The organism is Kitasatospora sp. NPDC097643, assembly GCF_040302625.1.
GTDB lineage: Bacteria > Actinomycetota > Actinomycetes > Streptomycetales > Streptomycetaceae > Kitasatospora.
The window spans coordinates 58,711-80,956 of record NZ_JBEOSA010000022.1; the positions used below are offsets into that span (position 1 = coordinate 58,711).

General features: G+C 68.9%; 8 protein-coding genes and 1 pseudogene. 1 reads left to right on the plus strand and 8 read right to left on the minus strand.

What is annotated here, in order from left to right:
- Window positions 1–79: 79 nt before the first annotated feature.
- On the plus strand, window positions 80–2,926 hold the full coding sequence (locus ABTY15_RS16625; protein ID WP_350588664.1) for a helix-turn-helix transcriptional regulator: 2,847 nt from the start codon (window positions 80–82) through the stop codon (window positions 2,924–2,926).
- A 76-nt stretch (window positions 2,927–3,002) separates the two neighbouring features.
- Here ABTY15_RS16625 and ABTY15_RS16630 read toward each other — a convergent pair whose 3' ends face one another.
- From ABTY15_RS16630 to ABTY15_RS16665, 8 genes and pseudogenes are all read right to left on the minus strand, one after another.
- Window positions 3,003–4,922: an aminotransferase class V-fold PLP-dependent enzyme gene (locus ABTY15_RS16630; protein WP_350588740.1), complete on the minus strand. Its 1,920-nt coding sequence runs from the start codon at window positions 4,920–4,922 to the stop codon at window positions 3,003–3,005.
- 87 nt (window positions 4,923–5,009) lie between these two features.
- Window positions 5,010–5,180 (minus strand): annotated as a pseudogene (locus ABTY15_RS16635) (helix-turn-helix domain-containing protein); the annotation flags it as partial.
- Window positions 5,181–5,583: 403 nt separating this feature from the next.
- Window positions 5,584–7,794, minus strand: coding sequence for an MMPL family transporter (locus tag ABTY15_RS16640; protein WP_350588665.1), 2,211 nt, complete (start codon window positions 7,792–7,794; stop codon window positions 5,584–5,586).
- A gap of 112 nt (window positions 7,795–7,906) precedes the next feature.
- Entirely contained in the window at window positions 7,907–8,485 is a 579-nt protein-coding gene (locus ABTY15_RS16645; protein ID WP_350588666.1) for a sigma-70 family RNA polymerase sigma factor, read from the minus strand.
- A gap of 879 nt (window positions 8,486–9,364) precedes the next feature.
- A complete protein-coding gene (locus ABTY15_RS16650) occupies window positions 9,365–9,571 on the minus strand; it encodes a hypothetical protein (protein ID WP_350588668.1) in 207 nt (68 codons plus the stop codon).
- Window positions 9,572–9,766: 195 nt separating this feature from the next.
- Window positions 9,767–10,192, minus strand: a complete 426-nt coding sequence (locus tag ABTY15_RS16655) for an Imm1 family immunity protein (RefSeq protein ID WP_350588670.1) — start codon at window positions 10,190–10,192, stop codon at window positions 9,767–9,769.
- A 397-nt stretch (window positions 10,193–10,589) separates the two neighbouring features.
- Window positions 10,590–11,108: an Imm1 family immunity protein gene (locus ABTY15_RS16660; protein ID WP_350588673.1), complete on the minus strand. Its 519-nt coding sequence runs from the start codon at window positions 11,106–11,108 to the stop codon at window positions 10,590–10,592.
- Window positions 11,105–22,018 carry a LamG-like jellyroll fold domain-containing protein gene (locus ABTY15_RS16665; protein ID WP_350588674.1) on the minus strand — a complete coding sequence of 3,638 codons (10,914 nt, stop codon included), beginning with the start codon at window positions 22,016–22,018 and terminating at the stop codon, window positions 11,105–11,107. Before ABTY15_RS16665 ends, ABTY15_RS16660 begins: the two co-directional genes overlap by 4 nt.
- Between the last annotated feature and the right edge of the window lie 228 nt (window positions 22,019–22,246).

A 22,246-nucleotide genomic window follows, 5' to 3' on the forward strand; every position in this document is an offset into this window, starting at 1 on the left:
CAGAACGCGTCATGGTACTCCTCCCGTCCGTCGCCGACACCATGCACCCCCGCTACAGCCGGTGAGGTACCTTCTCGGGATGGGAATCAGCAGGTCGGCAGCAACTCTGGTCGGCCGGGCGGCCGAGTCAGCTCAGCTCGGTGCGGTGCTGTCAACAGCCCTGACTGGTTCCGGCCGAGCAGTGGTGGTGTGCGGGGAGGCCGGGATCGGGAAGTCCGCGCTTCTGACAGCATGCGCTGATCAAGCCGAGCGGGCGGGTTTCACGGTGCTCCGGGGCTCGGCAAGTGAAATTGAGCAGCAGTTCCCGCTGTGGCCGTTCCTGGAACTGCTCCGGACCGGCAACTCATCCGTCGGCCGGTTGCGCCAGGAGTACCGAGCGGCCGTCGCAGCGCTGCGCCAGCACAGCGCCGGCGCGATGGCGGATCCGGTACCGGCCGTGGCAGAACGGCTGTTCCAGGCAGTGGAGCGCCAATGCGCCGACGGTCCGGTGCTCCTGGTCCTGGACGACCTCCAGTGGGCGGACGAGATGTCAGCGGCGCTCTGGACACGACTGGCGCGCCAAGCGAAGCAGTTGCCGCTGGTCATGGCAGCGGCTGTGCGCTCCGGTGCGGGCGAGGGTGAGGTGAGCGCCGTCCTTCGCGGACTGGAGCGCGGCAGCGGCCTGACCATCCGTCTTGGTCCGCTGTCCGACCAAGCGGTGATGGCGCTCGCCGACAACCAGCTGACCGGTCCTGCTGCCCCGTCCCTGCTGCGGGAGCTGAGCCGGGCTGGTGGCAATCCCCTTCACCTCACCGAGTTGCTGGCGCTGCTCCGTGAGAACGGCGCTCTGGCAACGGGCCCGCACGGGCTTGAGGTCGGCCCGGGGCGCCATGACCTGTCACTGGGAGCGACGATCACCGATCGCATCCAGCACCTCTCCGCAGAGCTTCGCGAGATACTCGGAGTCGCGGCCGTGCTGGGGCCCGAGTTCCAGCTCGCGGACCTTTCGATCGTGTCAGGCCGGCCGCTGATCGCTCTTCTGCCCATCGTGGACGAAGCCCTGGCTGCGGCAGTGCTCGTTCCGACGAGCGAGCGCCTGAGCTTTCGGCACCATCTGATCTGGCAGGCATTCGCAGACGGCATCCCAGCCGCGCTACGCGGGGTTCTGCACAGGCAGGTGGCCGAGGCGCTGGCCCGGACCGGCGCGCCACTTGAGCAGGTGGCGTCGCAACTGCTCCAAGCCGACGATGCGGGCAGCGATGCGTGGGCGGTCGGTTGGACAGCAGACCACGCCCGGGAGCTGGTCGATCGTTCGCCCACGGTCGCAGTGGGGTTGCTGGCGCGTGCCGTCGCCGTGAGATCGCCGGCGGTGGACCTCACGGCCCTGCAACTGCGCACGGTCGAGGCGCTCATCGCATCGGCCAGGTCCGAAGAGGCTGAGGCGCTCGCGCGAGGGGTTCTGACCGAGGGCTCCATCGAGCCTGACGACGCAGCCGAAGCGTCGTGGCTGCTCGCTCGTGCACTCCACTCGCAGGCCCTGAGCAGTGGCGGGTTGCATGACGCGGCCGAAGTCGTCACCGCCGCTACCAGGATCGATGGCATGAGCGAGCGCTGCTCGGCTCGACTGCTCGCCGAGAGCGCTTTCCATCTGTTCTGGTCGGACCGGCCCGTCGAGGCGATCGAAGCAGCCGCTCAGGCTGTGATCAGCGGCGAACGCTCCGGGGAGAGCTTCGCCCTGGCCTACGCACGCTGGATGCAGGTGGTGATGGCTCGGGTCCACGACGGCAACCTTGCTGCTGCACTGGAGCTCAGCACACGGGGACTGGCGCTTTGCGTAGACGGTACCCATCCACGGATCGAGCGGTTGATCCGGACCCAACGGGTCGTGATCACGGGCGCCCTGGACCGGCTCGTTGAAGCCGAACAGGAAATCGCGGAGATCCGTCGGGTCGGCGACCGGCTGGCGGCCCCGGACCCGGGGGCGACCGCAGCCATCGCCGCCCACCGCTTCAGGACGGGGCAGTGGGATGACGCACTCTTCGAGCTCGATCGCCTGAATGAGAACGTGCACGAACATGCGGCTGTCCTGTCGCGCGGTCTGACCGCGCTGGTGGCTGCCCATCGCGACGACAGAGCAACCTGCGAGGCGCAGTTGCACCTGATGCGCGATCACCGTCCGGAAGCCCCGGCCGGCCATGCGGCCGCACAGTGGTTGCTGATGGCACGCTCCGTCGCCGCCGAACGATCCGGGCTCGCGGGACAGGCGCTCGCGGCGCTGCGTCCCGTCCTCGACCCGAAGATCGCGGCCGTCCTGGAGGACCCCTGCGACTGGCTTCCGATCATTGTGCGGCTGGCCCTGGCAACCGGTGATCGCGCTACGGCCGAAGCTGCCGCGGCGGTCCGGCCGCCAGGCCCGACCGAGCCGAGCACCGCTTACCGGCACCACACGGCCCTGCACTGCGCCGGCCTTCTGGCAGGTGACTCTGCCGCACTCGTCGCCGCCGCGGACTACTACGCGTCGAGCTCCCGCCCGCTGCGGCAGGCCAACGCGCTGGAGGATGCGGCGGAGCTGCTGGCCTCCCAAGGATCGCCGATCGAAGCCAAGCGCCGGCTGGAGGATGCCGTGGCCGCGTACACGGCTCTTGGTGCGCTCTGGGACGTCCGGCGTGCCCGAGCAAGGCTGCGCGCCCGTGGGATTCGGCAAGGGGCCCGTGGCCCCCGGGTGAGGGCAACCTCCGGCTGGGCCAGCCTGACATCGACCGAGCTGCGGGTCGCCCACCTGGTCGCGGTCGGCCGATCCAATCCGGAGATTGCCGCCGAACTGCTGCTTTCCGCCCGCACCGTCCAGAGCCATGTCTCGCACATCCTGGCCAAGCTCTCGTTCAGATCAAGGGTGGAGATCGCCGGCGAGGCCGCGAGGCGAGGGCTCACCGAAGGGGGCGGATGACTCGGAGCCTCCGAGCGCGGGTGAGTCGTCCCTGGTGCCGAGTCAGCTGGATGGTGCGGATGAGCCGGATATCGGCTCACGAATCCGTGCTATCGGGGTGTGGCTGCAAGCATGCCTCGGCAATGGCGAAGTGACGGAGGGCCTCGAAGCCTTCAGGCAGGTCGAGGTGGCCTTCGGCAACAGCGCTCGGACGTTCGGCGACGAGGCGACGTGCGTGGGCGAGGTAGCCCGCCAGGGACTTCTCGCCGTGGCGGACCGGTCTGTCGGCGCGGTGCCAGTCGGGGCCGTCGAGGGTGTAGAAGCGGAAGTCGGCGAGGCTCAACGGGGCTTCCACCGGGCCGCCCTGGTGGCGCCAGAGGCCGGCGCTCGGAGTGAAGCGGTAGTCGGGAAGCAGGCGATGACCGTCCGTGGCTATGAAATCGACCGCGTCGATGATGAAGTCCCGGACCGTGTCGGAGATGAAGTACGGAAAGCTGACCCGCGTCCAGCCGGGCTTGATGCCTTCGTGGCCGTGTGTGACGATCTCGTCGCGCAGTGCCGCCGAATGGTCGTCGTCGATCCTCAGCAGACGGTGCCCGTACGGGCCGGCGCAGGAGCAGCCGCCGCGGGCCTGGATGCCGAACAGGTCGTTGAGCAGTGCGACCACGAAGTTGTGGTGGAGATAGCGGTCGCCGTGTCGGATCAGGAACGAGACGACCGGCAGGCGTGGCACGTGGGTGGCGCCGAGGATGACGATGTTCGGGTTGCTCTGCCAGCGGGCCAGGACCGCGTTCCAGGATCGCTCCTCCCTGGCGTGGATCAGCTCGGTACCGACCATCTCCTTGACCCCGAAGGCGAGGCCGGCGCGGATCGACTCGACGATGGCCGGCGTGCCGCCTTCTTCCCGGGCGACCACGTCGTCGAGGTAGTACTGATGTTGAGGGTCCACGAAGGCCACGGTGCCGCCGCCCGGCATGGTGGGTACCCGGTTGCGGACGAGGCTCCGCCGAACGATGAGCACTCCCGGAGACTGCGGGCCTCCGACGAACTTGTGGGGCGACAGGAAGACGGCGTCCTTGTGATCGATGCGGCCCGGTGCCGACTCGGTGACACGGATCGGCACGTACGGCCCCGCCGTGGCGAAGTCCCAGAAGGACAGGGCTCCGTGAGCGTGCAACAGGGAGGCGATGCGGTCGGTGTCGGTGAGGATGCCGGTCACATTGGAGGCTGCCGAGAAGCTGCCGATGCGTAGTGGCCGGTCCGCGTAGCGGCCGAGTTGGGTGCGCAGATCGTCCTCGTCGATCTGACCGTTCGCATCCATCTTGATGACCACGACATCGGCGATCGATTCCCGCCAGGGCAGTTCGTTCGAGTGATGTTCGTAGGGACCGACGAAGACGACCGGCCGCTGATGCGCTGCGATGGCGTGCGCCGGACCGTGCTGTTCGGCCAGCCCGACCGGGCTCTGCAGCTCCAGAAGGCCGACGAGCTTGTTCACGGCGGCTGTGGTCCCCGAACCGCAGAAGAGCACGACGTGATCGTCGGTGCCGCCGACCGCGCGGTGGATGAGCTGGCGAGCTTCCTCGCGCAGGCTGGATGTCTGCAGCCCGGTGGCGGAGCTCTCCGTATGGGTGTTGGCGTACTGGGGGAGGACCGTCGCGCGGAGCCAGTCCTCGATGAAGTCCAGCGAACGCCCGGAGGCCGTGTAGTCGGCGTAGGTGATGCGCCGCGGCCCGTAGGGGCCCGGCAGCACGTCGCCGTCACCGATGAGGCCGCGGCGGATCCGGGCCAGCCGCGCCGTGGCAGCGCGCGACGGTGCCGCTGCGTCCGACCGGTCGGCAGCCGCGCGTCGGGTCGTCTTGCTCCCGCCCGAGACGTCCTGACGCAGGCCCGGCTTGTTTCGGCGGGACCGGCCGATTAGCCCGAACGGGTTCCTGAAGGCCGTGATGACGGTGCTCTTTTCCACGCAAAGCCTTACGACGGTGTTCGGCTGAAGGTTCAACGTGACGCTGGTCACGGGCGCCGCGCACGGCGTGGTTCCCCGCGCTCGTGAGGCCTCCTGGCCGACACGGCTCTGCGGGGCGGCCCCGGGGGCGATCTCGACCCGCGACCGGAGGGAGAGCTTGGCGAGGATGTGGGAGACATGCGTCTGGACCGTCCGGGTGGGGAGCATCACCTCGGCGGCGATCTCCGGATTGGAGCCGCAGTCGGCGATCCCCTGGGCGACGCGCAGCTCCGTCGGTGTCAGGCCCTGCCAGCCGGAGGCGGCCCGCAGCCGGGCCTGCGCGCGCCGGAGCCCCCTAGATGGCGCCGGGTCCGGTCTAGACGGCCGCCGCCTCGGAGATGGCCGACTTCCAGCCGTCCCCGAGCGAGCTCGGCACCGCCGCGCTCTGCCGGGGGCGGGCCGACGCGGACGGTTCGTTGCTCGCTGAATCCGCCACGGCGTATGACACGGCGGGGCGCCCGCTGCTCGCGGCATTCGCCCGCGAGAACGAAGCGGTGCTGGCGGGTGGGGCCTGCCGTGGCGGCGACGTCGCGACAGCCCCGGTGAGCAGCACGGTGCGCGCCGATCCGTCCCTTTCGGGGGACGGATCGGCGCGCACCGTGCAAGGCCGGCGGGATCGTCTTCCTGTCCCGCTGCCGGTCCCGCCGGGTATCGGCTGTGGACCTGATCCGCGTCAGTCGTGGGAGAACCGGAGGGTCGGCAGGATCCTGCCGAGCCAGGCTGGGGTCCACCATGCGGCACGGCCGGTCAGCCGGAGCAGGACGGGCAGCAGGACCAGCCGGACGAGGGCGGCGTCGAGCAGGACGGCCAGGCCCAGGACGATGCCCATTTCCTTCGGGGGCAGCGGGCCGGAGAGGGCGAAGGTGAAGAACACGGCGACCATGACGGCGGCGGCCGCGAAGACGACCCGGCCCGAGTGGGTCAGCGAGGCGACCATGGCCGTGCGGGGGTCGCCGCTGCGCTCGTAGTGTTCCTTGGCCGAGGCGAGGAGGAAGACGGTGTAGTCCATCGCGATCGCGAAGATCATGGCGAAGAAGAAGACCGGTGCCCACCCGTCGAGGAAGCCCTGCGGGGTGAAGCCGATCAGTCCTGCCCCGTGCCCGTCCTGGAAGACGAGACGGGCGGCGCCGAAGGCGGCCGCGGTGGCGAGCAGGTTGGTGACGGTGCCGATCAGCGCGATCAGTGGCGCTTGCAGGGCGAGCAGGAGCAGGACGAATCCGAGCGTCAGGATGACTCCGACGACCAGGGGGGTCTTGGCGTTCAGGACGTCCTGCAGGTCGAGGTTCTCGACCGCGGCGCCGCCGACCAGCGTCTGCTGGGGCAGGTGCCCGCGCAGGTCGGCGACGGTCGTCCTCAGGGTGGGGTCCGCGGGGTTGGCGGCCGGGACGGCCTGGATGAGCGCGAGGTCGGTACGGTCGGCCGCGTTCGTCGCCGGCATCACGGCCGCGATTCCCGGGTTGCTCCTGAGGACCGCGGCGGCGGTCTCGGCCTGGGAGATCGGCGTCACGATCTGGAGGGCGCCGGGAGCACCGGGGCCGAACGCCTTCTGAACCGCGACGTAGCCCGTCCGCGCGGAGGAGTCCGCAGGGATGACGGTGACGGACGGCATGGCGGTCCGCAGCCCGATCACCGGCAGGGCGAGTGCCAGCAGGGCGATCAGGGCGGGGACGCCGTACCGCAGGGGGTGTGCCCACAGACGTTCGGCCCAGCGGGAGAAGCGGGGCGAGCCTGCGGGGTCCGCGGGACGGGTGAACGGCAGGGGCGCGGCGTTGACCCGGAGGCCGAGGCTTCCGAGGACCGCCGGCAACAGCGTCAGGGTCGCGGCCAGGACGAACGCGACCGCGATCATGATGCCCAGCGCCATGGACCGGAACGCGGGTGACGGGACGAGCAGAACCGCGGAAAGGCTGACCAGGACGGTGGCGCCGGACAGTGCGACGGCCTTGCCGGCGGTGTCCATGGTCTCGCCGACGGCGTGCCGGGCGGCGCCGTGTCGGGCGAGCGCCCCACGGAACCGCACGACGATGAACAGGGCGTAGTCGATGCCCAGGGCGAGGGCGAACATCATCGCGAAGTTCATCGCCCAGATGGACGTCGGTGTCAGATGGTTGAGCAGCACCAGCGCACCCGCGGAGGCCGCCAGTCCCGCCATGGTCAGCAGCAGCGGGAGCCCGGCGGCGACCAGCGAGCCGAAAGCCAGCACCAGGATCGCGAGGGTCACCGGCCACGACAACATCTCCGACTGCATCATCGCGTCGTGGTTGGCGGCGTTGAAGTCGCTCCACAGGACGGAGGCACCCGTGGCGCTCACCTGGACACCACCTCCGGACAGCGCCCTGAGCGGACCCTTGAGGTCGTCAGCCGCACGGACCATGGCGTTGGTGTCTGCCTTCGCACCGGCCAACACGACCGCGGTACGCCCGTCGGGGCTGATCGTGGCGCCGGGTTGGGGCGACACCACCTCGCCGATGCGCGGGTCGGTCTTCAGAAGCGCTGTCGCCCGATCGACGACCTGCTGAACGGCGGGGTCGGTCACCGGCCGGTCAGCGGCGATGACGATCTGAAGGGCCGAGGAGGCATTGCCGTCGAAGTGCTGCTGAGCGAGCTCGCGGACGCGGACCGACTCCGAGCCGTTGGCCTGCCAGCCCGCGCCGGCCAGTGCGGAGGTCACCTGCGGGGCGAAGGCGCCGAGCCCGGCGACCACGACGAGCCAGAGTACGGCGACCAGCCGCAGGCGGTCGGCAGCCCAGAGACCGAGACGGCCCAGGAGGCCTGATGGTCCGCCCCGCTCGGGATGAAGGCGCTCACGCCCGCCCTCCGTCGGGCGGGGAGGGTGGCGCACCGGGTCGTGGTTCGGGGCGTGCGGGTGGTCGGTCGTGGTCATGCGGGGCCTCCGTGGGGGCAGCCGAAAGCGGGTGTGGGCAGGCGTGGTTCTCGTCGTGGTGGTGCGCGTCCCCGATGTCCGCCGGACGGTCGCACGCATCGCGTCGGGTCGGCTATGCGACCGACCGGTGCTCTCGCAGGGTCGTCCGAAGCGAGCGGAGCGCGTAATGGCAGCGGGACTTGACCGTGCCGGGAGGTACGCCGAGGATCTCGGCGGTGGCGTTGATGGAGCGGTCCTCGAAGAAGACCTGCGTGACCACGGCGCGGTGCTGATCGCTCAGGGACGCCAACGCCGAGCGAACCGACCAGGTCGTCAGGAGCAGGTCGATCTCGTTCGTGGCCGCGCTCTCGTCGAAGAGCGTGTCGGGGGCGTCGAAGCCGACCTCGACGGGCCGGCACCGGCGCGAGCGCAGGTGGTCGATGAGCAGGTTCCCGGCCACCCGGTAGAGCCACGGCAGCGCGCTCTGGTGGTCGGACGACAGCACCTCGGGATGGTGCAACGCTCGGAGGAAGGTCTCCTGCGTGAGGTCCTCGGCCAGCTGCGGATCCCCGAAGGTGCGCTTGGCGAGGTAGGAGAGGACCGCGGGGCGGTGCATGGCGCTCAGTCGGCGGAATGCGGCCTCGGGCATCCGGGCCCGGACTGCCGGGGAACCGTTCACCCGCGTGGGCCTGTTGTGGGTGAGCGTTCTCATGAGGTCCTCGCGCGTCGATCAGGGAGTCGTGCCGGTCGTGCCGACGATCGAGGTTTGCATGGCGGGAAAGAGGGAAACATCCGCCAGCCAGGCACGCCTGGGCAGTCGGTCTGTTGGCAAGCAGGGACACGGCCGGGGCGGTCCGGCTTGACATCGGCTACGCCGGCGGCACCCGGCGACTCCCCGGCACAAGCCGTCTGACCTGTGCTTTTGTGCCGACTGGCGGATAGCTGGCGCATCTGCGCACTCAGGCCGAGTCGGGCGCGGCGCCGGACGACGCGGTGCGGAAGTGTCGGCGGTGATCCGATGGGTCGTGGTGGGCCTGGACCCGTCAGAGCCGAACCGGGCCGCGGTGGACCGGGTGGCCACCTCGCCCTGGCTTTCCTCGATGGAGGACAAGGGGACTCGGGCGTAGGACTGTCAACGGACTCGGCGAAACGAAGAGGGCGTTCAGTCAGCCAGGTTCTGGACTGAGTGGACGGACCGTCACGCCCTTTCGGCCGCTGGGGGTCAAGGGGTCGCAGGTTCAAATCCTGTCGTCCCGCCTGGAGTTCAACTCCACAGTCGCAGGTCGGAAGCCCTGGTTCACTTCGCTGAGCCAGGGCTTCTGCTGTTGCGGCCAGATAGCGTGTCACATCTTGTCACGGTCGTTTGTGGATCAGGTCAGCAGCTGTCCGAGCTTGTCCGACCCCGCCTTGAGACTCTGCGGGTCAGGGTGGACGCCTGCGCCTTGGGGTGAGCGCGGAGCGGAACCGTCCCGGGGTGAGGCGAATCGAGCTCCGGTGGGGGAGTGGGAGGCACGGCCGAGAGGGATTCTCCCTCACCTCGGCCCACCGCTGTTCGAAGAAGTTCGAAGTGATCTCCTCGACCCAGATGGCCTCAGTGGTCAAGGCCCAGAGCATCAGGAAGGCCCCTGATCCAGGCGGCTCGATCCGGCTCCTCCAGGGCAACGCGCTCCAGCCCCGCGATGAACTGCCGGCGCTCCCTCGAATCCATGCCGCTCAGCTCATGGGCGATCTCCTCCAGGGCGCTCAGTGCCACATGGGAGTCGTGTCCCACGGCGACGAGGTCCTCCAGGGTCGCCATCGCCGCCAGAAGGGCCCTGACGACCCCGTCTCCTTGAACCACGGCTCAGCCTTCCTCACCACGAGTGATCACGAGACCATGCTGCCACCCTGGGAAAGCCGGAGCCCCCGCCGAAAGACTGCTTCGGCGGGGGCTCTGGCTCGGTCGGAAGAATTCCGACACTAGCGTGCGCCGATGGCTAGGCGCATTTCCGTGCTACTGCGGCTCTTCCTGCCACTCGATGCACGTCGGTCGGAGGCCGCCGGAGAGCACGAACTCCTTCACGACCTGACGAACCAGGTCGATGGGAATCTCCGGTGACTTCCAGAATTCCCTCGGGTACGTGACCCGCGTGTAGGTCACGTATTCCTTTTCGGCGGTACCGCTCGGAATGAACCAGTCGTTTTCGTCCGCGAAGGCGACGATGCCGACCTGTTCATCGGGGTTGATCCCGACCAGGAACTCGTGCTCCGGGAACTCCGAGGGGACAGGCGTTCGATCCAGGGAGAACAACCGGGCCATGTTGTGGCTGGGGTGTCCGGCGATGAGCGCTTCGATCAGCTGATCGACGGCGTCCTCCGAATCGAGCACGAGGGGCTTTTCGCGGTGCTCCTCCTTGAAAATTGCCTCAGCGCCCCGCACAGTTACTGCCTCCGTTGATCAGTCCGTATTCTATGCAGTTCAGGACGCCCTCCACGTGGGAGTCATGCTCCACGGCGGCCAGGCCCTCCAAGGTCGCCATCCCGCCGCCAGAAGGGCCCTGACAACTCCGTCACCTTGAGTCGCAGCCACTGCGGGCCGTCCAGAGAGGGGCGGGCGATCCACTTCACGGTGGAGTCAGATACGAACCCGGCCTTCCCCTCGTCCACCCTGCGTGTGGGAACTTTTCCTCCGGAATTCAAGATTCTTGACCGATGTCAAAAGGGGCCTCGCCGAGGAAATCGGCGAGGCCCCTTTCTATTGGCTCATGCGGCCAATTTTCGAGTTTCCGAAGGGTGCAGGTCAATCAGAGTTCTCATGACTGCGTTCCTTCGTCGGCTCACGGTTGTTCTTCGGGCTCGCGGTCCAATCGCATCCCGTTGTCCGACAGCGCGACGACCCAGTCGATCGACGTGGGACGCGTTCCGTTGCCGGACCGGCAGAACTCCCGCAGCGCATCCTTCAGTTGTGCGATCGGCAGTGCGCTGCAACGGTCGAAGAATGCCGGCGTGTGAGGGTCGCTCAGTACCTGAGGGTCGACCTCGGGCGGCATCTTGTTGTCGGACACCCACATGTTGTCGAACGGCCACTCATGGGTGGGGTACCGACCGGTCACACTCCAGATCAATCCGCCGTACCCGGTGTCGGTGTCGACCGAGGCCAGGACGAACGAACAGACGTCGGAGAACGATTCGGCCGGGCCGAACGAATAGGCGAACCTCACCGGCTGTCGCCAGTAGGGGGCCGACACGAGCTGCTCGATGGCGGCATCGATCTCACCGTGGCTTTGGGGATAGCTGATGTCGTCACCGATCGCGACGCTCAGTACCATCTCGCGCGGCGCTTCCGTGTTGCTCAACCTCTACCCCTCAGCAAAACAGCAGGCAATTGCAGCATGCCCGTTTCCGGATCAGCATGCCATACGGTCATCGTGTGGCCTTCCGGCAATATCGCCTCGACAGCGTCTCTACAGGTGATTCCAGCGCCTGCGCAAGGCCCACCCGGGTAGTTTACAGCCACGTCCACATGCTTCGGCAGCTCCCCTGCCCGTTGCAGCCAGGCCATCTGGGTTTCGACGTGGTCGGCCACCGCGAAAGTGAACCTCGGGTTGGTCGACGGGTTCTCGATATGCGGCGATTCCTTGAGGAAGTCGCTGATGGCGCCCGAGTAGTCCTTCCTTCCGGATACGTGCTGCGGGCCGTGCAGAGTGGTTGTTCCGTCCTCGCCGATCTCGAACCGCTGCCCGGTGGTGGGAGAGTTCTTGCCCCTGGAGGGCAGCGTGTTCAGGACGTCCTGGACGCAGTTGTGGACCAGGACCGGCGTGCTGCCGGCCTCCACGAAGTAGGTGTGGAGGTCGCCGATGGTGAGGTCGTAGGTGGTGGTGTCGGCGTGGAAGAGCTGGACGTCGGTGACCTGGGCGGTGCCGGTGGGCGTCTGGAGGACGTCGCCGGCCCGGAGGTCCTTGGCGTCGACGAAGGCGGCCTGGGTCTGGTCGTAGAAGGGGTGGTGGAAGGTGGTGTGGATGGTTCCACCGTCGGCGCTGACGGCCGGGTCGGTGGTGTCGGTGGTGGCGCTCTCGCCGGTGGTGGTGCTGGTGGTTGAGGCGGCGTAGGCGACCGGGGCGGTCGTCTCGGCCGGCTGGTGGCTGAGGCTGATCAGGCCGGCGGCGACGGACGCGGCCAGAGCGAGGCCGGCGCGGTGCCAGATCCTCTTGGCCAGTGGGATCTCGGCCTGCTTGGCCGGGGCTGCCTCGGTGGTGCGGGTCTGGCTGGTGTGCTCCTGGTTGGCCTTGGCGCGGGTCGGGGCGACCGTGACGTCGACGAAGTCGTGGTCGGTGGTGGTGACGATGACCTTCGTGACGGTGTTGGTCTGCGTTCCGTTCTGACCGGGGACCGCGTTGGTGACCTGGTCGCCGACCTTGATCTGGTCGATCCGCTTGGCGCTGCCGTCGCCCATCAGCACCGGCGTGGCACCGGTGAAGCTGTGCGGCGTCGGGCAGCCGGGAGACGGCTCCGATGCGGACCTGGCTCCCTTGGCCCCGGTCTGCCGGGCCGCCGCCTGGGTGGCGTCCTCGGCCGCGACGTCCGCGGCCTCGGTGGCGCCCTTGCCGAACAGACCGCCCACGGCCTCCATCGCCTTGGGAGCGACCTTGCCGATGATCGCGCCGCCGAGCTTGCCGAGAGCCCCGCCGACGGCACCTTCAGCGGCGCCCTCGAGCGCCGACTTGCCGAAGGCGCCCGCACTGCAGGCGGAGCCGCCCTTCTGCGCGCACTTGAAGCCCTGGGTGACCAGGCTTCCCGCGGCTCCTGCGGCCGCCGCGCAGCCGATGGAGCCGACACCGCCGGTCAGGGCCTCGCAGCCCGCGAACACGGCGGTCGAGACCACGAACGAGGTGATCGCGGCGGCGTGGTGCTTGACGAAGGTCGCCGCGGTCTTCGCCGCGTGGACCGTCGCCTTGTACGCGGTGCGCGCGGCCTTGTAGGCCACGCCCACGGCCTTGTGGGCGGCGTGGACGACGCGCTTGGCGGCCTGTTTGGCGGCGTGCCAGGCGTGTTGCACGACCCGGACCGTCGCATGGTAGACGCGTCTGACGGTCCGTACGGCCCAGTGGTGGACGCGTTGCGCGTAGTGGTACGCGCGGTGGTAGGCGTCCTTGACGTGGTTGTAGGCCGACCGGGCCGTGCTGACCACGGCCTGCTCCACGTACGTTGCCGCGGCCTCGACCTTGTTGGCGACCCAGGTGGCGCCGGCCTCGACCTTGTCGGCCACCCAGGCGGCGCCGGTCTCGACCTTGTCGGCCACCCAGTGGGCGCCGCTCTCGACCGTGTCGACGACCTTGTTGGCGATCTTGCAGGCGGAGTCCGGCAGGTACCAGGGGCAGTGACCGGAGGGGTCACCCGCGGAGAGCGGGTTGTCGCCGACGTAGGCGAACGGGTTCGCCGCCGCCGAGTTCGGCACCGGGTTGATCGAGACGGTGTCCTTGTTGAGGAACACGCCCGTCCGCGGGTTGTACCAGCGTGAGGCCGTGCCCACCAGGTTGGTGGAGCTCTCTGTCCAGCCGGACTGGAAGCCCAGGTGTCCGGGCAGGCCGCTGTTGGCCGTGACGGCGCCCAGCGGGTCGTAGGTGGCGGAGGTCGCCAGGGCGGTGCCGGTCGGCGCGAAGGTGCCCACCACGTCGTTGTGCTGGTCGAGTACGGCCAGCTGGCCGGTCGCGGTCGACGTGGCCCCGGCGGTGTTCAGTCCGACGAGCGAGTTGCCCGGGTCGTAGGTGTAGGTGTAGTCGCCGTCGGAGGCGATGGTGTTGCCCGCACCGGAGTACGAGAACGTGCGCGTCGTGGCGCCGCTGGTGGTGTCGGTGATGTTCCGTCCGGCCGCGTCGTGGGTGTACGCCTGCGTACCGGCCACCACCTGCTGCCCGTAGGCGTCCGAGGCCAGCGTGGTGCTGCCCGCGGAGGTGATGTCGTGCGTCATCGTGCCGCGTGCCGAGTACGTGTACGTGTGCACGCCGTCCGAGGTCAGCTGGTCACGTGCGTCGTAGGTGAACACGTTGGAACCGGCCTGGATGCGGTTGCCCGAGGCGTCGTACGCGTAGGCGGTGTTGGTGGTGCCGTTGTTCCACGACGTGAGGCGGTTGGCCCAGTCGTAGCCGTAGGTGTTGTTGGCCGCTCCCGTGACTCCGGTGGTGTTCTTGCTGGTCAGGTTGCTGTTGTTGTCGTAGCCGTAGGCGATGGAGGCGAGGATCGTCGTCCCCTTGGCCAGGGTGTCCGAGGTCAGGCGGTGCAGGGCGTCGTAGCCGTAGGTCCGCACGTTGCCGAGCGAGCCGTAGGTGATCGACGAGATCTGGTTGAGTTTGTTGTAGCCGTAGGTGAGCTGGGCACCTGTCGCGGGATCGTTCGTCGACTGCAGACGTCCGGCCGTGTCGTAGCCGTAGCCGGTGGTGCCGGCCGCGTCGGTGCGGGAGGTCAGCTGCCCCGCGCCGTTGTAGGCGAAGGAGGACGAGCCGCCCGAGCCCGAGGCCGTCAGCAGCGCCCCGCGGTCGTTGTAGGTGAACGTCTCACTGGTGGCCGCCTGGTAGTCCGGGCTGCCCAGGGTGCCGGCACTGGCTGTGGCGGCGGTCAGGACCTGACCCGCGTTGTCGTAGGTGAACGAGCGGGTCGCGGTCGCCGCCTCGGCGCCCGTGCCCGAGGCCGTGAGCAGGTTGTCGACCCTGTCGTAGCCGAAGGACACCGACACTCCGCCCGGCAGGGACTTGGAGGTCATGCGGCCATTGGCGTCGTACACGTAGGTCGTCGTGGTGTTGTCGGCCGAGGTGTACGTCCCCGTGGACGGCTCCTGCGCCGTGGCCATCTGGCCGCGGGAGGTGTACGTGTAGTACCAGGAGTTGTTGCGGCCGTCGGTGTACCGGGTGCGCTGGCCCGCCGCGTTGTAGCCGAAGGACGTGGTGATCGAGGAGGTCGCCGAGACCGGCTGGACCTCCTGCGTCACCATGTTGCTGGCGTCGTACGTCAGTTGCGTGGTGTGGCCGTTGGCATCGGTGAGCGAGGTCGCGTTGCCGTTGCCGTCGTAGACCGAGGAGGTCTGGAGGAGCAGGTTGTTGTTGGCGTCGAACTGCTTGCGCGACGCCGGCAGGTTGGAGGCCGTGTAGTCGACCTGGCTGTACGTGCCGTCGGCCGCCGTCGTCTTGTAGGGACGACCCACGAAGTCGTAGGCGACCGTGGTGGTGTTGTTCGCCCCGTCCGTGACCTGGGTCTGCTCGCCGACCCGGTTGTAGCCGTAGGTCGTGGTCACGTTGGTCGCGCTGGTCTCGGAGGAGACGAACGCGCCGTAGGGGTTCCCGGGCGTGACCGCGTAGGACCTGGTGCCGGTGAGCGTCTGGTTGGTCGGGTAGCGCTCGAGCTTCGTCGTGGTGACGGGCCGGCCCATCCAGTCGTACGTGGCCTGGTTGACCGCGCCGTTGGTGTCCGTCACCGACAGCTTCTCGCCGTTGGTGTCGTAGGTCGTGTGGACGGTGGTGTTGTCCGGCGAGGTGATCTGGGCCACGTCACCGAGCTGCGTGTACGTGTACTGCGTGCTCTCTCCGCCGGGGCGGGTCGTGGACAGCACGTTGCCGTCGGCGTCGTACGTCCAGGTGCTCTGGCCGTTGACCGGGCTGCTGGAGCCGGGGGCCGTGTACACGGGCAGCGTCTGGGAGACCTTCTGCCCGTTGGCGTCGTAGCCGAGGAAGGTCTCGTTCCCGTTCGGGTCGAGCTCCTCCACGGCCTCACCGAAGGTGTTGAACCCGCTGGTGGTCACCGGGCGGGCCGTCACCGAGGTGCCGCCGACCGCCTCCACCGCCACGGCCGGGGCCGTGGTCACCGCGAGGTTGCCCGCCTCGTCGTACGAGAACTGCGTGGTGTTGGAGTTGGGGTCGGTGACGGAGGCCGGCAGACCGCGCTTGTCGTATGTCCACTTCGTGGTCTGCGTGTTGGACGAGCCGACGGAACCGCCGTTCTGGCCGTTGGTGTAGAGCGTCTGGGCCTCGGCGGCGCTGACCGCCCGCTGGTAGACCTGGACGTTCGCGACCTGGCCCGTGTCCTTGTCGTACGTGCCGTTGTTGGGCGTCTTGGAGGCGCCGATGGTCAGCCCACCGGTGCCGGTCCACGGGCTCGGGTTGTTCCCGGTCGCCGCCAGGGCGCCGTTGACGTAGAGGCTCATCGCGCCGGTCGACGCGTCGAAGGTGCCGACGAGGTGGGTCCACGTGTTCAGCGCGGCCGAGGACGTGTGGGCCGAGTAGTAGGCGGAGGGGCTCGTCGCGTCCGAGCTGTTCGCGATGAACGTCCAGCCGCCGAACGCCTTGGAGTACTGGAGGTAGAAGGACGGGACGTTGGTGCCGCCCTGGGTGACGAAGGAGTGGTAGGCCGTGTTGTCGGTCAGGTTCACCCACGCCGAGACGCTGTACGACGACGTGGTGTTGAGCACCGGGCCGTTGGTGGAGATCGTTCCACCGGAGCCGTCGAAGCCGGCGGCCCCGCCCGACCAGGCGACGTTGCCCGAGACCGACGCGGTGTTCCCGTTGCCCGACTGGTCGGTGACCGTCGTGCCCGAGGTCTGGTTCAGCTGCCACCAGCCGGCCGGGTGGCCGGAGGCGTCCCCGTGCAGGGTCTCCGTCAGCGGACGGCCCATCGGGTCGTAGGTCTTGCTGATGGTGCGGTCCGCGCCGGAGGAGTCGGTCTGGCGCGTGGTGGCCACCAGGTCGTCCGGCGTGTAGGAGACCTGGGTGACGCGGTTGACGCCGGTCGGGTCCACGGTCGTGCTCGCCACCCGGGAGGCGGCGTCGACCTGGTACTGCGTGACGGTGGCGCCGTTGCCCGTGGTCTTCTGGGTCAGGTTGCCGGCGGCGTCGTAGGTGTTGGACTCCAGCTGGAAGGAGCTCTGCCCGGTCGAGTCCTTTCTGGTGACGGTGGCCGGCAGGCCGTTGTCGGTGTAGGTGTACGCGGTGGTGTTGCCCATCGAGTCCGTGATCGACGCCAGCCGGCCGGCCGGGTCGTAGGCGCGCGAGGACTCCACCAGGTTGGTCGCGGCGGACGGCGCGACCGGGTCGCCCGTGTAGCCGTTGAGGGTCTTCGTCAGCAGGTGGCCGTTGGCGTCGTACTGGAAGGTGGTCGTGGTGCCGGTCGGGCCGACCTCCTTCACCATCTCGCCCATGGCGTCGAAGCTGTACGTCGTCGTGCCGCCGTTGGTGGCGCCGGACACGTTGCCGTTGGCGTCGGTGCGCGACTGCACGTGGTTGTACGCGTCGTACACGGTGGTCTGCGTACGCGGGGAGTCGCCGCCGGTGGTGTCGGCGACCGTCTGCGAGGTGACGTTGCCGTCGACGTCGAAGACGGTGCTGACCTGCGCCGTGTGGACGGCCCCGGTGACCCGGTCGGTGAGCGCGGGGTTGGTCTCCTGCGTCACCTGGCCGTCGCCGTCGTAGACGTACGAGGTCTGCAGACCGTTCGGGTAGGTGTCCGAGACCACGGTCTTGGTCAGGACCCGGCCCAGCGGATCGTAGGTGTACCTGGTGACCAGGCCGGTCGGGTCGGTGGTGGAGGCCACGTCGCCGTTGTGGAAGTACGAGACCTGGTTGACCGCGCCACCGGGCGAGGTCGTGGACACCGCCAGCCCCTTGGGCACGTTGCCGCTGTCCGCCGCCGGGTAGGTGGCGGTCCCGTCCGCGTACACCGTGGTGGTGGTGCGCCCGTTCGGGAAGCCCGGCACCGCCGCGGTGGTGACGCCCGTGCGGTTGCCGGCGGCGTCGAGGTTGTAGGAGGTCAGGTAGGTGTTGTCGGTGGCCGAGGCCGAACGGCCGTCACGCGAGGTGAGCATGACGTCGTTGCGGGCGTCCGCCGTGGTCAGCTGGGCACTCGTGTCGTCCGGGAAGTACGTGAAGTACTGCGTCGAGCACGTGTTGGCCTGCTGGTTCTGGCAGTTGGTGACGGAGACCGTGTTGCCGCGCGGGTCGTGGCCGGTGCGGCTCATGACGCCGTTCGGGTCGACGGTCGTGCTCTGGAACCCGCTGGTGTCGTAGCCGTAGCTGACCGTGCTGCCCACGCCGTCGGTGTGGGACAGGGTGCGGTTGCCGTTGACCACGTCGTACCGGGTGGTCTCCGTCGCGTTCACCGGGTCGGTGACCTGGACGGACTTCACCGGCAGCAGACCGGTCGAGTTCTTGCCCGCCGCGAAGTGGTTCGCGTCCTCCTGGGCGGACAGCGCGGAGTTGTAGAACGCGACCTCGGCGATCGAGCCGGGGAAGTAGCCGTTCACGTTGCTCGGCGCGTTGTACCACTGCGCCGAGTAGCCCGCGCCGACGTAGACGTAGTTCGACGGGCTCGGCTGGAAGGTGCCGGTCGAGCTGCCGGCCGACTGGCCGTCCAGGTACAGGTTCAGCGTGGTCGGGCTGCCGCTGAGCAGCACGTGGTGCCACTTGCCGTCGTTCACCGAGGCGCTGCTGGTGATCTGGGGCAGGCCCCAGAACGCGCCGCGCAGCTTGCCGTCGGTGCCCACGTACAGGGACGGGACCCAGGAACTCTGCGATCCGCCGAGGGGGTTGGTCGCGTAGTCGAACAGGGTGCCACCGGCGGTGTTGCCGGCCGGCATGTTGAACCACATCTCGACGGAGTTGGGCCCGTTGTCCAGGTGCTCCGTGTTGGGCAGCTGGATGTAGGACGAGGTGCCGTTGAAGGCCGCCGCGGTGTTGTCCGAGAACGGGCCGGCGGCCCCCAGGGTGACGCCGTTGTAGGTGGCGGTTCCGCCGCGGACCTCGTCCGTGGCCGCAGCCGATCCGGCCGCGTCGCCCAGACGCCAGTACCCGGCCGGGGCGCTGCCCAGCACGGAACCGCGGTAGGTCTGGGAGGAACCGGTCACCGTCGGGGCGCCGATCTTCCAGACGCCGCCGTTCTCGTCGGTCACCTGGGTGACCGCGGTGGTGGCGGGGTCGTAGGCGACACCGGTGAACGCCTTGCCGGAGGGGCGGGTGATGCTGCTCAGCAGGCTGGCGGTGTGGGTGCCGTACTGGTAGAGCGCGTTGACGTCGGCCGACACCAGCGGGCGGTTGTACCAGCCCACGTCCGCGATCTGGCCGTTGAAGTAGTTGACCGTGCCCTTGCCCGTGTTGGGCTGGTCCGGCCAGCTGCCGCCGAGGAAGCCGGCGCCGATGTAGTCGTAGGGCTGGTTCGCGCCGAACGCCACCGCGCTCTGGATGGACACGGTGCCCGACAGGGTGCCGACCTGGGTGTTGTCCAGGAACAGCGACTGCGAGTTGCCGGCCGCCGACAGGACGACGTGGTGCCACTTGCCGTCCGTGACCGCCGTGCTGCTGGTCAGCGGGGCGGCGCCGCCGCTGTACCAGAACTCGGCGTTCAGCTTGCCGTCCGAGCCGACGTAGATCGACGGCGTGTAGTAGCCCGCCGCGCTTCCGGCGGTGATCGGGGTCGAGGCGTAGGAGTACAGCACGCCTGGACCGGTCGAGGTCTTGAACCACAGCGACAGCGCGCCGGAGTTCGCCGCGTTGCCGGTGTTCTGGGGCAGCGTCATGTAGGAGGACGTGCCGTTGAAGCCGGCCACCGTCGCGGTGGAACCGGCCAGCGGACCGCCGGCCTGGCCGAGGGTCACGTTGGTGTACGTGCCGTTGCCGTTGGCCTGGTTGGCCAGGACCGCGTCGGCGGCCGTGGTGGCACCGGCGGCCTCCGACATCGGCCAGTAGTTCTGCGGGCCGAGGTCCATGACCGCGTTCTGGTACTGCGATCCGGAGGTGTAGCCGTAGCTGGCGCAGTGCACCGCGTCGGTGGGCCGGCACATCGAGGTGAGCTGGTCACCGGTGTAGTTGTAGGTCCACGTCAGCGGGCCCGGGGTGCCGAGCGAGTCGGTGGAGACCGTGGCCACGTGAGCGGCGTTCGCCCCCGACGGGGTGGCCCAGGTCAGGTGCAGGGCGCGCCCGGAGACCTGGGAGGTCATGTCGGTGATCCGGCCGCCCGACCAGGTGTAGTTGATGGCGCGGTTGTTGGCGTCGGTGATGGCCGTGACGCCGTAGCCGCCCGAGCCCAGCGACTGGGTGAAGGTGTAGACGTTGCTGTTCTTGTCGGTGAGCGTGTACCCGCCGGTGACCGACGTGAAGGTGGCGAAGCGCCCCGACGGCGGGCTGAAGCTGCCGTCGCCGTTCTTCCCGAAGCCGACCTGCGCGCCGTTGGGGTAGGTGACGACCACGCCGGTCACCGCGCCCGAGGCGTTGTACTGCTCGGTGGCGCGGGAGTCGAAGACGCTCGACCACCCGGTGCCGAACGCGCCGGTGTAGCGCGGGTCCCGGGAGTTGTAGTCACGGACCACCGACAGCGGCGGACCGGCCGTGGAGACGTCGGCGTCGGTGTCGGAGGTGGTGTAGTTGCCGATCGACGCGTCGAAGCCGTGCTCGCTGCTGTTCTGCGACAGCCCCGAGGTGATCAGCGGCTGCGGCACCTGGATGTTCAGCGCGTACAGGCCGTTGGACGGCGACCAGATCGAGGCGTCGTAGGACTGCACCTGCCAGTAGTAGGTCTTGCCCCAGGACAGCTTGCCCGCGGGCACCACCCAGTCACCGGCGGAGATCAGGCCGGAGTCGGCGATCTTGGTGTTGGTGTTGTCGTAGACGCTGAAGTCGTACTTGAGCGTGCTGCTGGCGCCGGTCGAGTTCGCCCCCGCCGACCAGGCGGTCAGCTCCGGGGTGGTGGTGTAGGCGACGGCGTTGTTGCTGGGGTACTGCGAGTACACCTGCGGGCCGGCGTTGCCGGTGTAGGTGACCTGCATGTACGGGCCCTTGTTCGGGTCCATGAAGGAGCCGAACTTCTTCCAGTGCAGGTTGTCGTTGGTGGCGGCGTAGACGGCCAGACCGAAGTCCGGGGTGGTGCCGTTCATCCAGCCCTGCAGGGCCGAGGTGGACAGCGGCACCGACACCCAGTCACCGACCGCCGGGTTCGCCGTGGTGTTGGTGCAGGCGTTGGTCAGCGTCGGCGAGAGGTTGCCGATCGACGAGCCGAAGCTGGGGCCGGGGTAGGCGGAGACCTGGCTCGGCGTCCAGGCCTGGGTCACCAGCGCCACGTCGAACCGCTGGGGGGACGCACAGGTCGAGGCCCAGGTGTCGAACAGGTGCAGCGAGGCCGAGGTGACCGTGACGCCGGAGCCGTCCCAGCTCTGGTACCAGTGGTTGATGAAGCTGTTGGCCTTGTTGGTCCCGCTGTCGTACGAGCCGATCTTGATGAACTGCTCGTAGGAGTGGTCGCTGGTGTTGCCGCTCTGGGCGTAGGCGGTCGTCCAACCGTCGGTCACGGTCGGGTCGACGGTGATCGGGAACTGGCGGTCCTGGCTGTGCAGCCAGGACGCGTCCAGGGTCACCTGGAGGGCGGTGCCGCCGCTCGCGGTCCTGACCAGCTGGTAGCGCACGGCGTTGGTGCTCGCCGCGTCGCCCGAGCGCGGGTCGACCTTGGAGTCGTAGGCGTAGGCCGGCGGGATCTGCTCGACCGTCTTGCCCGCGGCGTCGGTGAGGGAGATCGAACCGTCCTGCTGCTGGTGCGGCGTCAGGCCGTCCAGGTTCAGCGGGAAGGTCCAGGTGTTGCCCGCCTTCGCCGAGTGCAGGACGATCGATTCCTTCAGACCGTTCGGCGTGGTGGTCAGCACCAGGTCGGTGTCGGGCAGGACGCCCGGGTAGCTGACGTCCGACCCGTTGGCCGTACCGGTGACCGGGGCCGCGCCTTCGAGCGCGTAGCTCAGCGCGTGGCCGCCGTCGGTCCGCAGGGTCGCGAGGGAGGCGTCGGCGGCCTTCGGCGCGAAGTCCACCGCGAGGGAGTTGGCCGTCTCGTGCCAACGGCCGTCGCCCGTGGCGTTGTGCAGACGGGTGTCGACCTTCTGCCAGTTGCCCTGGGCGTCCTGGTAGTTGATCGGGCTCTGGGAGATGTTCCGGGTGACGGAACCGTCGGCGTTGTCGAACGCGTCCGTGGTCTTGGAGGACTTGGCCGCGTTGCGCTTGCTGCTGCGAGCGTCGAACCCGGTGTGGGTGGCGCTCGCCCCCTGGGCGGGCTTGCGTTCGTGGGGGGCGTAGTCGTCGAGTTCGCCGGGCGCCTTGCCCGGAGCGTGGCCCGCACCGCCCTTGGCGCGGGTCTCTTCGGCCGTGGCCTTGTGGCTGTGCCCGGCGGCGGTGCCCATGGCCTGCTTGGGCGTCGGGCCGAAGCCCGGCTTGTCCGAGAACCAGCCGGTCATCTCGGCCCAGGTGGGAAGGCTCAAGGCCGGGAATCCGCGTTCTGCGGCCCCGGCCGTGGATATGCCTCCCGTGAGGGCGACAGTCACGACCAGCGTGACCGTCAACAGTCTGATCAGAGGTCGGAAGCGGTGCCGCTTCCGGAACACGGTGAACCGGCGTACCGGTCTCCACGCACGCATGAGGAAACCCCAAGTCTCGGTCAGTGACCGACTCAGAAGAAAAATCACGCGGAGTTGATCATGATTGTCGAC

Excerpts from the sequence above, each read along its gene's own strand:
- ABTY15_RS16625 (WP_350588664.1), top strand. The coding sequence starts at position 80 with ATGGGAATCAGCAGGTCGGCAGCAACTCTGGTCGGCCGGGCGGCCGAG.
- ABTY15_RS16640 (WP_350588665.1), bottom strand. The coding sequence starts at position 7,794 with ATGACCACGACCGACCACCCGCACGCCCCGAACCACGACCCGGTGCGC.
- ABTY15_RS16645 (WP_350588666.1), bottom strand. The coding sequence starts at position 8,485 with ATGAGAACGCTCACCCACAACAGGCCCACGCGGGTGAACGGTTCCCCG.
- ABTY15_RS16650 (WP_350588668.1), bottom strand. The coding sequence starts at position 9,571 with ATGGCGACCCTGGAGGACCTCGTCGCCGTGGGACACGACTCCCATGTG.